The sequence below is a fragment of the Streptococcus oralis genome (genome assembly GCF_023109195.1).
Classification (GTDB): Bacteria; Bacillota; Bacilli; order Lactobacillales; family Streptococcaceae; genus Streptococcus; species Streptococcus oralis_BV.
This window is the reverse complement of record NZ_JALDUB010000004.1, coordinates 64,973-79,296: the sequence shown is the minus strand read 5'-3', so window position 1 is coordinate 79,296 and position 14,324 is coordinate 64,973. Positions and strand designations below refer to the sequence as shown.

Sequence of the window (14,324 nt, the reverse complement as noted above, 5' to 3'; positions counted from 1 at the left end):
TTAATCAACTAGGATAACAACTATTTTTACTACTTTATCATGATTATATATAGGACTTATCTATGAAATTTTTTGATGAAAATTACTCACAAGAAATACCTACTCGTATCAAATGTTTAAGAAAAAAGTATAATTTAAAGCAAAGCAACCTAGGTAATGCAGGTCAAGTTAGCCAAGTTGAAAAGGGAGAAATTTGAAAGAATTTGTATCTTTTATTTTTTGTTTCATTTATGCCCTATGCTACTGGAATAGTTAGTAGTCATTTCATGAATCATACGGCACAGCTCTTTTATGGACTGATTGTTATTGTTTCAACGGTAGCAAACTGGTTTTTACATAAAGTAATTGATAAACCCAATATAGATCAGAAAGAATTACTTGAAGCTACCGCACAATATAGAAAGTTATTGATACCTGACCTAATAATTAAAGGAGTGGGATTGATTCTATCTTTAATTGTCTATCCTCCGATTATGATGTATAGTGTTTTAATTGCGGCATTTTACATCATAACTTTAAAAACACTATCCGAAAAAAGAGTGAATAACTAAAAAACGGTGACCAAAGTTAGGTGTATTATTTTAATGCTTAGAGACCAAAACTATTCCCCTATTTATAATCTATTGATTCAGATTTTATGAAATTAAAAAGTAGATATTGTTCAGAAAATCCTTGATATTACGCTGTTTTTAGTCCAACTGAAATCCATACTTTCCAAACCAGGTCTTAAGAAAGCTCGTAAAGCATCACAATTTAGTAAACGTTAATTCGAAAGAATTACGATACTTACAAAGAGCATCTTTCGGGGTGTTCTTTTTTATCGACACTTTGTAGATTTATAATTGGGAATCTCGTTGAATGATATCAGGTAAATGAAAAGATTCGGCGATCATATCCTATTTCTTCGTGCTTTAGTCTAATACCTATAATGTAAAAAACTCTAGCTATCAGGTAGTTGATAGTTAGAGTTTTTTTCTATTCATATGATTTAATGAGATTAAATAAGGCTTCTACTTCTGATGACAGTGTAGCTGATTTGAGATAAGCGTAATAAACTGTAAATGTTATATGGTCCTCCGGTATTAGAGGGATTTTTATTAAATCATCATCTTCATCAGAAAGGGCGATATCAGCCAGTAAACTAACGCCAATCCCTTTCTTTAAAAGTTCTTTAAGAATGACAATGTCATCAGTCTTAAAGAATACTTCTGCCTTGTTTTGATGCTTTTGATTAAGTAGTTCAAAAGCTTTTAGATGAACAAAGTGTTCGTCTAAGAGTATAAAGGATTGATCTACTAATTCTGCAAAAGCAAGGGAAGGAGCAGTGGCAAGAGGATGGTTCTTAGATAAAACGACATACAGTTCTTTATGAAAGAGTTCATGTGTCTCTATTGAAGGATGATTGAGTGGTTCAATCAATCCGAGTAAGCTCGCATCTAGTTCTCCCTTAAGGAGAAGATTTAATAATTCTACAGATCCACCACGAATAGGACGTACCTTTTTTAAAAAATCAAATTCAGTTTCTTTATTTAAGACAGAGAAAAGATACTGAATGATAATAGGAGGGAATCCTACAGTAGAGCAATGCGCCAAAGAGCGATTAATTTCTTTGCGAGTAGAAATGACCTCAGGTAAAATCAGTTCTGTATGCCTCAGAAGGATTTGTCCTTGATTAGTTAGTTTAAAGGAGCGATGTGAAGGATCATGGTGAATCAATTTGCAATTAAAAGATTCCTCTAAGCGCTTGATGGCATAAGAAATAGATGGTTGGCTGACTTTATGTTGTTTTGCTACTTCCGTATAGGATTGAAGCTGGCAGAGGTCATAAAAATATTGTAGATCTTTTAAATTCATATGGGCTCACTTTCATTAGTTGGAGAAGGAAAATAAGTGGAAATCACCAGATAAATACTTTTTATCCGTATCCTACAATTTGACTATACGAGTATTCACCGGTTAAAATGTAAGTGAGTCAGGGATATCAAAGGTTATCTAAGATACTTTCAAAAATGACCAACATCTTTTCTCGTTTATCAATAGGGAGCTGTTTAATCTTCATGTTGATTCTTTTGAGTGAAAGATTGTCGGTCTTATCAGAGGTTGATTCAAGGCTATCAAAATTGAAAAATTCCTCTGGGGTCATCTCTAGGGCGACAATCACTTTTTCAAGACTGTGAATGGTCAGATTCACATTTTGGTTTTCAAGTTGATTGATATACTTAAGCCCAAGTCCTGCTTGTTCCGAAAGTTCTTCCTGGCTCATTTTTTTCTGTATTCGAAAATATTTCACTTTTTGGGAAATATATTGTTGTAAATAGTTTTTATTCGTCATATAAATAGAATACAAGTTTTGCATGACAAAAAAACATCTTAAAAAATACAAAGTATTGCATAACAAACTTATATGATATTTATTTTAATTCGGATTGCCAATTTGTATGATTAGTTTCTTTTGCTCGAAACTTTTAGTAAAGAGTGATCATTGAGAGTTTTATGAGCTCAGAACTTTATAAAATATAACAACTTAAAGTGCCATTAACAATAGTGTTTTAAGTATAAAGAGCTTATTAGAAAATTGCCTTCGTAGACTCATTATAACATATGCGTACACAATAGTATTTTTTAAACAACAAAGTTTTCCGAACAATTCGTTTTAAGTGGTATAATAGAAGTAAAAAGGAGGTTGCACTATGACTGCACATGATATTTTAAACAATCCTTTCCTCAATAAAGGTACTGCCTTTACCTTAGAGGAGCGAAAGGAACTAGGTCTTATTGGTTTACTGCCACCGTATGTTCAAACGATTGAAGAGCAAGCGACGCAAACTTATGCACAGATGCAAACAAAAGCCAATGATTTGGAAAAGCGTCTTTTCCTAATGGAAATTTTTAATACCAACCGGACTCTTTTCTATTACCTCTTTTCTCAACATTTGGAGGAATTCAATCCTATTGTATACGATCCAACTATTGCAGATACCATTGAAGGCTATAGTGATCTCTTTGTAGATCCACAATATGCGGGATATCTTGATATCAATCATCCTGAAAACATTGAAGCCACTTTGAAAAATGCTGCTGGGAATCGCGAGATTCGTCTCATTGTTGTAACAGATGCAGAAGGAATCCTTGGAATCGGTGACTGGGGAACAAATGGGGTAGATATTTCAGTTGGGAAATTGATGGTCTACACGGGTGCTGCTGGAATCGATCCTTCTATGGTTATTCCTTTAGTCATTGATGCAGGGACTAACCGTGAAGAACTTCGTAACAATCCTAATTACTTAGGGAATCGTCACGAACGGGTTCGCGGAGATCGTTACTACGACTTCATTGACCAATTCGTTCAAACAGCAGAACGTCTCTTTCCTAAACTTTACCTTCACTGGGAAGACTTCGGCCGCTTGAATGCTGCCAATATTCTTGAAAAATACCGGAAACAAATTCCAACTTTTAATGATGATATTCAAGGCACAGGAATCGTTACCTTGGGTGGTATCTTTGGTTCACTGGATATTAGTGGTGAAAAATTAACAGATCAAATTTATCTCTGCTATGGTGGTGGTACTGCGGGTGCAGGAATTGCCTCTCGTGTTCTTCGTGAAATGGTAAGTGAAGGTCTTTCTGAAGAAGAAGCCTATAAACGTTTCTTTATGGTTGATAAACAAGGTCTTCTCTTTGATGACATGGATGACCTAACTCCTGAACAAAAACCGTTTGCTAAGAAACGTGCTGACTTTAGTAACGCAGACAAGTTGACTGACCTGCTTGAAGTAGTGAAGACTGTGAAGCCAACCATTCTTGTAGGAACTTCGACTCAGCCTAATACCTTCACTAAAGAAATAGTAGAGGCTATGTGTGAAAACACAGAGCGTCCGATGATTTTCCCTTTGTCAAATCCAACCAAACTAGCAGAAGCTAGTGCCAAAGATTTGATTGAATGGTCAGATGGCAAAGCTTTTGTCGCAACAGGAATTCCTGCTGATACAGTTTCTTATAAAGGTGTCGACTATGTGATTGGTCAAGCCAATAATGCCTTGATTTACCCAGGTCTTGGTCTAGGTATGCTGGCTTCTGAAGCAAGTCTTTTGACTGATGAAATGATTGGAGCAGCGGCTCATTCATTGAGTGGTATTGTCAATCCAGGTCAACCAGGAGCTCCTGTCTTGCCACCATTCAAGTATGTAGCAGATGTTTCTATTAAAGTAGCAGAAGCAGTCGCTAAAAAAGCGCAAGAGCAAGGTCTTGCGCGTGCTAAGGAAACAGATATGGCCAAAGCCGTTCGTGATTTGAAGTGGTATCCAGAGTATAAATAATTCATTGCTGCTGTCTATCCTTCTATAGCGACAGATTTGTATGGGCTGTGGACTTAAGTAATATAGAAAGGATACCTATGTCACTCTTTTTAACCTCGATTACGAGTATCATTCCGATAATTGCTATTATTGTTTTGGGGTATATTCTTCAGGTGAAGGGATGGTTTGGAGATGACTTTGGACCTAACCTATCTCGTTTGATCATGAATGTAGCCTTGCCAGCATCAATCTTTGTGTCGGTGATGAAATACCTAACACTAGATAAACTAATCAGTCTTTCTGGAGGTCTCCTTTATACATTTGTGGCCTTTATCTTGGGCTATATCGTAGCTTATATTGCAGTTGTGGTTTTCAAGGTTCGTCCAGGACGGCGAGGGACCATGATTAATACCTTTGTGAATGCCAATACTATTTTTATCGGTTTACCATTAAACGTTGCTCTTTTTGGAGAGCAGGCTCTTCCTTATTTCTTAATTTACTATATCACCAATACGATTTCCACCTGGACATTGGGCGTGTATTTGATGACGAGCGATAGTAAATCGGGTCAAAGCAAGAAGACAAGTAAATTTGACTGGAAGAAATTGCTACCAGCTCCGCTTGTAGGTTTTCTTGTCGCCCTACTATTTTTGCTTCTCCGAATCTCTATTCCAGATTTCGTAACGAACACCTTAACCTATGTTGGAAATATCGTCACTCCCTTATCTCTGATTTATATTGGTATCGTTCTTGCAAAGGCAGGTTTGAATACTATTACTTTTGATAAAGATACAATTGTCACTTTAGTTGGACGCTTTATCCTAGCTCCTCTGATCATGCTTCTTGTATTGAAGTTCTTTGCACCAAATATGGCGATAGTAGAATTTAAGACCTTTATGATTCAGTCCGCTACACCAGCTCTAGCCGTTCTCCCGATCCTTGCTAATCAGGGAAAAGGAGATGTGGAATTCTCTACGAATGTAGTGACTTTAAGTACGGTTCTATTTATCGTTGTTATTCCAATATTACAAACTTTATTAGGATAAGAAGGAAGAGAATAGGATTGAAAGTTATGCGTTAAGAAATTCCCCTATTTAGAATCTATTAATTCATATTTTATGAAATGAATAAGTAGATATTGTTCTTAAAATCCTTGATATTGTGCAGTTTTTAACCCAACTGAAACTCGTACTTTCCAAATCAGGCTTGAAAAAGCTCGTAAAGCGTCACAGTTTAGTAAACGTTCATTCGAAAGAATTACGATACTTACAAAGAGCACCTTTCGGGGTGTTCTTTTTTGTACTTTCTTACTAAATTGGTTCAATTGACACAGTTGTTGCGACTTTAGTCGCTTACAAATGTGGCTGCAATCTGACAAAGTCAGTTGTTTCTTTGCATTCAACTCAAATCCTTCTGGTCAGATTATTAACAAGCCTTCAATAAGAGTGATTGGTGAAATAGGCTGTTTGAGGCTTTTATGCTATACTAGTTTTAATGACAATCTTCTATTTCTAAAGCAACAATAGATCCGTAATTTGTTTTTAATTAAGGAGTTTTGGATTGTAAGAGGGAGATGATATATCTGAAGGAGCATCATTATGAAAAAACGTACCTTACTTTGGCTGATTTTAGCACTTGTAATATTTGGAGGCGGAGCATGGCTAGCACAAGAAACAAATTTATTTCTAAGCCCACGAGCTAAGCAGTTGGATTATTTAAAGGAACATGAAGAAGAAATTGTAAAATTTGTAAAGTCTAAAAATTCAAAGATTGAATCTGTTCAGATTTCTTGGGATGAAACTAAATGGGAAAAAGTTGGGAATGGGACCCCTCAAGGAGGCGGAGAAATTGTAAATGTATATGGTGGTTTTAATCATATTGAGTCCTCCTCTTGGAATGTAACTTTTGATATTGAGAATGGTAAAATTATTCCTAATTCAATGGCTTTAGCCAATTATTTAAGAGTGGGGGGAAGGATTTTTGACTAACAGTAATCTAAAAACCTTTGATAATTTTTACTCAAATTTAATATCCCTCATTCCCTACTGACTTTGAATACTTGCCAAAAGTTTTTTTACATTCATGATATAATAAACTTAGATTCCACTATATTGGAGGAAAGAAATGAAAAAACGTACCTTACTTTGTCTAGTTTTAGCTCTTGTAGTATTTGGAGGCGGCGCATGGATGGCACAGGAAACAAATCTATTCGGAGGAATAACTCTAAGCCCACGAGCTAAGCAGTTGGCTTATTTGAAAGAACATGAAGAAGATATGGCTGATTTTGTCAAGTCTTTAAGTCCTAAAGTTGAAAGTGTCCAGTTCGATTGGGATAGTATGAAGGTTGGTCAAGTAGGAAATGGAACTCCACAAGGTGGTGGCTATATGTTGACACTTAGAGGAAAGGTAAATAATAATGATAAAACGAAATTTATGGTTGGATTTTCTTTAGACAATGATGCTAATGGCATACCAAAGGAATTTGGAATTTATGAAATGCAACCAATAAGAATTTATAGGGACGGGGGATGGTATTGTTATGACTAACAGTAACTTAAAAACCTTTGATAATTTTTACTCAAATATATAGGAGGGAAGAGATGAAAAAACGTACCTTGCTTTGGCTAGTTATAGCTCTTGTAGTATTCGGTGGCGGAGCATGGATGGCGAAAGAAGCAAATTTATTTCTGAGCCCACGAGCTAAGCAGTTAGCTTATCTGAAGGAGCATGAAGAAGAAATTGTAAAATTTGTAAAGTCTAAAAATTCAAAGATTGAATCTATTCAGATGGATTGGAATAGTTTAACTGTTGAACAAATAGGAAATGGAACTCCACAGGGTGGAGGTTATAATCTATCAGTGAAGGGTTCTTTTAATCATATAAAGGATTCTGACTTTACAATAGATTTTCGATTAAAAAATAAAAATGATGTACCTTCAATAGATCGGATTGGCATGTATAATCAGCCTAGAGTGTTAAAAAATGGAGGTTGGGACAAGTATGACGGATAGTAATCTAAAAGATTATAACAACTTTTATGATAGCTTAATCCCTCACTCATTCCCCACTGACTCCGAATACTTGCTAAAAGTATTTTTTTTTTACATTCATGATATAATATACTTAGATTCCACTATATAGGAGGAAAGAAATGAAAAAACGTACTTTAGTTTGGCTAATTTTAGCACTTGTAATTTTTGGAGGAGGCGCATGGATGGCACAGGAAACAAATCTATTTGGAGGAATAACTCTGAGCCCACGGGCTAAGCAGTTGGCTTATCTGAAGGAGCATGAAGAGGAAATGGCGAACTTCGTTAAATCTTGGAATTCAAAAGTTGAGAGTGTCCAATTTGATTGGGATAGTATGGAAGTTGGTCAGGTAGGAAATGGAACTCCTCAAGGCGGAGGTTATATGATGACAGTGAACGGTAGAATCAATAATAATAAGGATACTAAATTTACATTAGGTTTTCCACTAAAACGTAATTTAAATGAAATCCCTGAGAAACTTGTTATTATTCAAATGCAACCAATAAGAATTTTGAAAGGAAATTTATGGGATCTTTATGACTAACAGTAACTTAAAAACCTTTGATAATTTTTACTCAAATTTAATATTACTCATTCTCTACCAACTTAGAATACTTGCTAAAAGTATTTTTTTTTTACATTCATGATATAATATACTTAGATTCCGCTATATAGGAGGAAAGAGATGAAAAAACGTACTTTACTTTGGCTAGTTATAGCCCTTGTAGTATTTGGAGGAGGCGCATGGATGGCACAGAAAACAAATCTATTTGGAGGAATAACTCTGAGTCCACGGGCTAAGCAGTTGGCTTATCTGAAGGAGCATGAAGAGGAGATGGCGAACTTTATAAAGTCTAGAAATCCTAAAGTTGAAAGTGTCCAATTTGATTGGGATAGTATGAAAGTAGAAAATATAGGAAATGGTACCCCTCAAGGTGGGGGATATATTATAACATTGGATGGAAAAATAAATAACAATGAAGATACTGAATTTACAATTGGTTTCCCTATAGAATATAATAGCAATAGTATTCCCAATATTAAGAAAATTTCTGAAATGCAACCGATAAGAGTTTTGAAAGGCAACGTATGGGAGATTTATGACTAACAGTAATTTAAAAACCTTTGATAATTTTTATGCGGATTTAGCGCAATCGGCTTATATTGGTCGTCCCAATAATTTTCCACCTAAAAATAATTCAATAGAAGCAAGAGTGTTTGACTATTCAAAAGAAATAATTTATAACGAAGAAATCACCCCTGGAGGTAAACATCTACCCCATAATGGTAGAGTCTACTTGCAGCCGGATCCTGATTTGCGAGATACTTATAAAGTTACATCGATACCAGTTCCTGATGCGAATGGGATGAGGCAGGATATTCGTCACAAACGGTATCAAAAAGGACTCTTAACTGATGATGAAGCTGGTTTCAGTGCCTACTACTTAACGGATACGCCTACCTTGACTAATGATACTACGAAAACCTATATGACCATCCGCGGAAGTGATGCCATCAGTAAAGAAAATTGGAACGACTGGGTTGACAACGATGCTAAGTTCGCTCTCAATCATATCCATACGCCGCAAGCCAAGTTAGCGACAGTAGGAATGAAAACGAAGATCGCAGAGATGACTGAAAAAGCTCCGCAAGCTACGATGGACATCGCAGGTCACTCCTTAGGGACCATTGTCTCTGCGCAAGGGGTAGCTGGACTCACTGATGAAGAACTGGAGAAAATCAGCAAAGTCGTCCTCTTTGACGGCCCGGACACGACAAAGAGTTTAAAGAAAATGGGACTCAGTGACGAGAAAATCAAAAAGATTAGCGAAAAAATCGAGTACTATGTCAATCCTTTTGATGTCGTGGGGATGCTTAATCGTGAGCATACCATTACCAAATTACCTGGGGATTCCGATGAACCACTTAAGAAACCCGTCGGTAAAGTCAATGTCCTTGTCCCCTTGCATTATACCCAGATTACTGATCCAGAAAGTTCCCATGACTTTGGTGTTTTCCAATCGGATGGAAAGGGAAATTTATTGACTGCGTCTGAGGATTTTCACCCAGAATTGCTCAGGGCAGGTGAAAAGCTAGCTCGACTGATAGCGACAACGTTGGATTCACTCCGGGCTTTAGGAGTCGATGAAAATGTAGCCTCAAATGTTTTAAATGCCATTATGAGGGGTGAGTTTAAAATAAAGGCAGCTATTGGTTATGCTGTTTACGAGAATTTTACAACTGAATATAGTAAAATTGTCGAAGAAGTTCGTCAGGAATCTATAAAGTGGGATCGAGAAGCTATTCCTCGTTATCAGGAACAACTGAGAAATGGTAATCTTACAGGAGAAAAGAGAATTTTGGTCCGAGCTCAGTTGCTTCAGACAGCAGCCCAGTTGGCAAATTTTGACATGGAAGACAAAGTTAAATCTGTGAAAACCTTACTTTCAGATGCTAAGGAAGATATTCAAAACATGATAAAAGAGACAAGACAGACAGCGTTTGACATGGTTGGATATTTGTCAAGCTCAGAAGTTACGAATCTGCTTTCTGGTTTTGATACAACAAGCTTTTGGGATGAAGGCGTTGCAAGTGACACGAAGACTGCAGCAACATCCTTCCTGACACAAATCGAGCAACTGGGGGAAAGCTTGGTTAAAGCTAGTGGTTCCTTTGAGACCATAGATACAGATAGTGCTGAAGATTTTAACAATCTATTGGCGGATGTAAAACAAACATGGAGGGGAAAAAATGTTAGTCCTAACGGATGAGGATACCTTAATTACAAGAGAGCAACTCGATAGAGGCTTCAAAGAAAGAATGAAGGAACAAGAACGCCAAGCAGTCAGGGCCTTGGTAACTGCAAAAGAGTTGTCAATCCTTGCTAAAGGAACTGAGTTAGCTAAAAAGTTGCAGGAAGCAGCCGCAGATATGCAAGAGTATGCTTCTAAGACCTATGTAAACAATATTAAGGGAGGATTTGAGGGCAAGGCCGCTGATGCTGCTGAAACTTACTTGACCCAGACCATGCAAACCCCTACTTTACAGAGTCCGATTAAAAGCTAGGAGAAAACTGGTCATGGATAAAAAGGAACTTCAGAAACTAGAGGATGAGCATAATCGTAAATTACGAGACTTAGAGCGTTTGGAGATGGATTTGGATGATGATTTCCACAAGTTTAGCAGGGAGACGGATCATCTCCTAGAGGCGCTTTCCTATGCATGCAGAGACAGTAGTTTTGCTGAAATTCAACCATATATCTTTGAGATAGAGAATAATTTAGATAACTATCATAAACTTTACAAGAGTCGTATAGAGAATGTGCTGGAAGCTCGCCATCAAGAGAATAAAAACTTTTATAGAAAGTTAGAAGAAAAGAACGTTTAACAAATATACCTTATCAAAGAAGGATGATGTGAGTTTGTTATTATAGATAAAAAAAGAAGTAATTATACAAGAAAAGTAGATAATTTAACCCTTCTTACTAGTTTTTAGATGGAAATAGCTCTTATTTTTTTATAAATAGAATAAAAAATGAATTTTAAACTTGCAATTAAAGCAAATTGTTGATATAATGAGGGAGTAAATTAATATAAAGGAGTTTCACATGGCTTTAATTCAATTAACAACAGAAGAATTGCGTACCTCTGCTCAAAAGTACACTCAAGGTTCTGAGGAAGTAAGACAAGTACTTCGTACATTGACTCAAGAGCAAAATACTATCCGAGACAACTGGAAAGGTGCTGCTTTTGAGAGCTTTGATCGCCAATTCACAGAATTGTCTCCAAAAATTGAGGAGTTTGCAACTTTGCTTGATGAGATCAATGCACAGTTGAACAAGGTTGCTGAAATTGTTGAACAAAACGACCAAGATCTTGCATCACAAATTTAATTTGTTATATAAGTGGCTTTAGGAGGGCGAGAGCCTTCCTATTTTTTATGACGGAGAAGATTTAAAGTAATATGAGGAAGAATAGAATTTTTAAATATATAGGAAGTAGTTTGTTAGCATTAGGATTGCTTGCATTGATTATTTTTTTGAATCTATCTGTTCAAAAAAATACAACGATTAGCAATGAAAATAATGCAAAGGCTAATCAGCAGACAAAATTAAATGTAGCTATCGTAAATGAAGATAAGCCTGTCTACGTAGATACAAAAGAATACAATCTAGGTGCTAGTTATGTAAAAAATATCGAGCGTGATAATTCACAAAATTGGTCTGTTGTCCCTCGTGGAGCAGCTGATTCTGGGTTAGAAAGTGGGAAATACCAACTCGTTTTAACAATTCCTAGTGACTTTTCTGAAAAAATACTCGATATTAACAGCATCAATGTTGATAAGACAACTATCAATTATAAGGTGAATGCGCAAGGAAATTTGCAAGTAGAAAATGATGCAAATAAACTAGCGAAAGATATTGTTTCTGATTTGAATGGTCAGTTAGTTGACATGTATATGGCTAGTATTTTGAACAACCTTTATACAGCACAAAAGAATGTTCAAGCTAGCTCACAGATACAAGCAACCAATATCGGAAACTATCGTACGAATTTATATAATACAGCTATCAACTCTAAAAATCTTTTCCCAACTCTCTATAGTATGTCTAGTTCCTCTGTTGACGCCAACACTGCTTTAAAGACAGGTTTGGAGGGCTACTCACAGATTTTTGGTCGTTTTGATGTTTCGCAGATTGCCTATGGCGAGAAGTTTGGAACTCTACTTAAGAATAGAGTAGATGAGAAGAAAAATCATGCGGATGTTATCACTGGGCTCATTTCTCAGAGTCGGGAAGACGTTAAGGGACAAATTGAAACCTATAAGGAATTAATTAAAGCTCAAGGTAGTCTGACTGCGAATATAGATGGAACACCAGCATCCACTGATGGAACGTCACCAGAAGTTGAGGCTTACTATAAAAAAGTAGCAGAAAGCATCAGCACAGAGATTGGTAGCTTACAGAAAAATCTAACAGATGAAAGAACCAAGTTTGAAAATCATAAAAATGATATTCATAACTTTATTGATGAGAAATTAGCCACTTACTATGGAACAAGTGAGAAGAGCAAAATCACTCTTGATCGATTTTTGGATAAAGCTGCAAACAAGGATTTAGAGAAGGTTGAGGAATCTCTAAAAGAGCAGCTGGCTTCTGCAATCTCAGAATTACCCAAAGAAGACTTTAGTGGAAAAGAATTTAGTGGTTTTGGTATGACACCGATCACAATTCCTTCTGTAAACTATACAGATTTAAAAACGATTAAAGAGCCAAGCGACGAGATTTCTTTGACGGACTTGAAGAATCTGGAACATCTGGCAATCACGAGTACGAGTGCTGTTGGACGAACAGGAACAAAGGCTAAGGTATCATGGAAGGCTGGAACAGGAGTGACGGTTCATTCGGTCACTTATGATGGCACACCAGTTGAGTTTGGTCAAGAAATTGATTTGAAGACGGGTGGGACTTTCAAAGTAGCCTATAGTGTTGCAGAGGCAGCTCCGACTCCAACTACAAGTTCAACGGGGGCTTCAAGCCCAACTCCAAAAGCGGAGCCAAAGACTGTTGATATTTCCTTGAATGATGTTCAAGCAGTCAGTGCTCCGATAGATGTCTTAGCCGTTCAGCAAGCAGCAGTGACTTATGGACAAAAGGTTCAGAAAATAGCTTCTGACTACCAAAAGGTGGAAGCACTCAGACAAGCATACAATACTGTCAAAGAGTTACGAAATAGTGATGTAACAGATGCTTTATCAAATATTTGGCTTGAAGCTATTAGTTCAAACCTGAAGAAGTATGAAGACAGTCTGACTGCACCTGCTAGCGATACAGATACAGAGGGTACTAAAGAGAAAGTAGATAAAGCCTTGTCAAAACTGACTACTCTCAAGCCTGTTCTAGAAAAAAATGTGAAGGATGTTTTGACTACCAACCAAGAATTGAATACAAAAATCAATGAACAGTTAGAGTTGTACAAGAAGTTGGAAGAAAATCTAAAGGATTTGGTTGAGAAGCAAGGGAAAGGCAATGATGCTTTTGAAGAGACTAATAATCAATTGGCTACCCTAAATTCGGATTATGCAGCTCTCTTGTCAGAAACTACGGGTGTGAAGGAATCTTCTCAAAGTAATGTCAAAGCTGCAGAGTCTGTGAATGAGACTTTAGGTAATTTCAATCGTGAATTGTCAAACGCTCAAACAAGTACTGAAAAGTTGTCACAAGATGCTGACTCCTTGATGACGCAGTTTAACGAAGAATTAACTAACAATGGAAACTTTGTAGAATCCTTTGTGAAGGTTCTGAATAATGCCTATCAAAATGGGGTACCAAATGAAGTGTTGTTGAACTTCTTATCCAACCCTGTTACCCAAAATGCTACTTCAGTGAAAGCGACTGTCAATGTTTACCGTCCATTTACATGGATTTTACTATTGGAGATTGTTAGTCTCTTTACAGCCTATCTGTTTGCAACTCAAAACGTTATTCGCAAAGTCAAAGATAAGTTCAAACTTGATAAGTTACATGATACAGACTTGATGACGGTAACCATCCTATCTGCTTTAAGTATCGTTGTCGGATTGGTAGTTGGTGTTGTATCAAGTGTTCAGCTACAGGTTGGTCGTGAATATCAACCATCTTGGGTTCTATTAATTGTTTTAGCCGCATTTGTACTGATTCAAGGACAATATCTATTGCTTAAACATTTCCGAGTGATTGGTATGGGACTCTCCTTCTTTATGATGATTAGCTTTGTCTACCTATCAAATGCTATTGGGACAACAGCAAGTCTAACTGGTTTCCCAGCATTTATCAAAAATCTCAATGCGTTATCAATATTAGAAGGTTTGCTTTCAGGATACTTTGATGGACATCCAGCAGCAATTATCGCTTTTGTTGCAACGATTGTTGTCATAGCTGTTTTACTTGTTATAAATGTTTTTATCAGAGAAAGTAGTTTGTGGTTTCAAGCAAGCCAAGTTGAGAAAGAATAGAAAAT

At 36.6% G+C, this 14,324-nt stretch carries 16 protein-coding genes; 14 read left to right on the top strand and 2 right to left on the bottom strand.

Annotation, left to right across the window (positions count from 1 at the left end):
* The first annotated feature begins 62 nt into the window (after positions 1-62).
* Both M1F65_RS10045 and M1F65_RS08855 read left to right on the top strand, forming a co-directional pair.
* The gene (locus M1F65_RS10045) at positions 63-197 is read left to right on the top strand and encodes a hypothetical protein (RefSeq protein WP_260467467.1); all 135 of its coding nucleotides are present in this window, start codon (positions 63-65) and stop codon (positions 195-197) included.
* A gap of 69 nt (positions 198-266) precedes the next feature.
* Positions 267-551 (top strand): hypothetical protein, encoded by a 285-nt coding sequence (locus tag M1F65_RS08855; RefSeq protein WP_225915803.1) that lies wholly within the window; start codon positions 267-269, stop codon positions 549-551.
* 424 nt (positions 552-975) lie between these two features.
* On the opposite strand, the gene M1F65_RS08850 is transcribed toward M1F65_RS08855, so the two are convergent.
* Together M1F65_RS08850 and M1F65_RS08845 are read right to left on the bottom strand one after the other, a co-directional pair.
* Positions 976-1,854 (bottom strand): LysR family transcriptional regulator, encoded by an 879-nt coding sequence (locus tag M1F65_RS08850; RefSeq protein ID WP_247925823.1) that lies wholly within the window; start codon positions 1,852-1,854, stop codon positions 976-978.
* A 127-nt stretch (positions 1,855-1,981) separates the two neighbouring features.
* The gene (locus M1F65_RS08845) at positions 1,982-2,332 is read right to left on the bottom strand and encodes a helix-turn-helix domain-containing protein (RefSeq protein ID WP_247925824.1); all 351 of its coding nucleotides are present in this window, start codon (positions 2,330-2,332) and stop codon (positions 1,982-1,984) included.
* 358 nt (positions 2,333-2,690) lie between these two features.
* Here M1F65_RS08845 and M1F65_RS08840 point away from each other — a divergent pair, with 358 nt between their 5' ends.
* The 12 genes from M1F65_RS08840 (at position 2,691) to esaA (ending at position 14,319) form a co-directional block, all read left to right on the top strand.
* Complete coding sequence (locus tag M1F65_RS08840) at positions 2,691-4,316, top strand: malolactic enzyme (protein WP_247925822.1); 1,626 nt, start codon at positions 2,691-2,693, stop codon at positions 4,314-4,316.
* A gap of 77 nt (positions 4,317-4,393) precedes the next feature.
* Complete coding sequence (locus M1F65_RS08835) at positions 4,394-5,341, top strand: AEC family transporter (protein ID WP_247925821.1); 948 nt, start codon at positions 4,394-4,396, stop codon at positions 5,339-5,341.
* Between the two features lie 552 nt (positions 5,342-5,893).
* The gene (locus M1F65_RS08830; RefSeq protein ID WP_247925820.1) at positions 5,894-6,283 is read left to right on the top strand and encodes a hypothetical protein; all 390 of its coding nucleotides are present in this window, start codon (positions 5,894-5,896) and stop codon (positions 6,281-6,283) included.
* A 136-nt stretch (positions 6,284-6,419) separates the two neighbouring features.
* Positions 6,420-6,842: a hypothetical protein gene (locus M1F65_RS08825; RefSeq protein ID WP_125457282.1), complete on the top strand. Its 423-nt coding sequence runs from the start codon at positions 6,420-6,422 to the stop codon at positions 6,840-6,842.
* Positions 6,843-6,895: 53 nt separating this feature from the next.
* Positions 6,896-7,306 (top strand): hypothetical protein, encoded by a 411-nt coding sequence (locus M1F65_RS08820; RefSeq protein ID WP_125457281.1) that lies wholly within the window; start codon positions 6,896-6,898, stop codon positions 7,304-7,306.
* A 140-nt stretch (positions 7,307-7,446) separates the two neighbouring features.
* Entirely contained in the window at positions 7,447-7,869 is a 423-nt protein-coding gene (locus tag M1F65_RS08815) for a hypothetical protein (RefSeq protein ID WP_049520609.1), read from the top strand.
* 141 nt (positions 7,870-8,010) lie between these two features.
* On the top strand, positions 8,011-8,433 hold the full coding sequence (locus tag M1F65_RS08810) for a hypothetical protein (RefSeq protein WP_000747465.1): 423 nt from the start codon (positions 8,011-8,013) through the stop codon (positions 8,431-8,433).
* Positions 8,426-10,096 (top strand): cutinase family protein, encoded by a 1,671-nt coding sequence (locus tag M1F65_RS08805; protein ID WP_247925819.1) that lies wholly within the window; start codon positions 8,426-8,428, stop codon positions 10,094-10,096. The genes M1F65_RS08810 and M1F65_RS08805 overlap by 8 nt, the downstream gene beginning before the upstream one ends.
* Positions 10,077-10,391 (top strand): hypothetical protein, encoded by a 315-nt coding sequence (locus M1F65_RS08800; RefSeq protein ID WP_000960729.1) that lies wholly within the window; start codon positions 10,077-10,079, stop codon positions 10,389-10,391. The genes M1F65_RS08805 and M1F65_RS08800 overlap by 20 nt, the downstream gene beginning before the upstream one ends.
* Before the next feature lie 13 nt (positions 10,392-10,404).
* On the top strand, positions 10,405-10,713 hold the full coding sequence (locus M1F65_RS08795; protein ID WP_049490270.1) for a hypothetical protein: 309 nt from the start codon (positions 10,405-10,407) through the stop codon (positions 10,711-10,713).
* 220 nt (positions 10,714-10,933) lie between these two features.
* The gene (locus M1F65_RS08790) at positions 10,934-11,218 is read left to right on the top strand and encodes a WXG100 family type VII secretion target (protein ID WP_001173991.1); all 285 of its coding nucleotides are present in this window, start codon (positions 10,934-10,936) and stop codon (positions 11,216-11,218) included.
* Between the two features lie 71 nt (positions 11,219-11,289).
* The gene (esaA, locus tag M1F65_RS08785) at positions 11,290-14,319 is read left to right on the top strand and encodes a type VII secretion protein EsaA (protein WP_247925818.1); all 3,030 of its coding nucleotides are present in this window, start codon (positions 11,290-11,292) and stop codon (positions 14,317-14,319) included.
* The last annotated feature ends 5 nt before the right edge of the window (positions 14,320-14,324 follow it).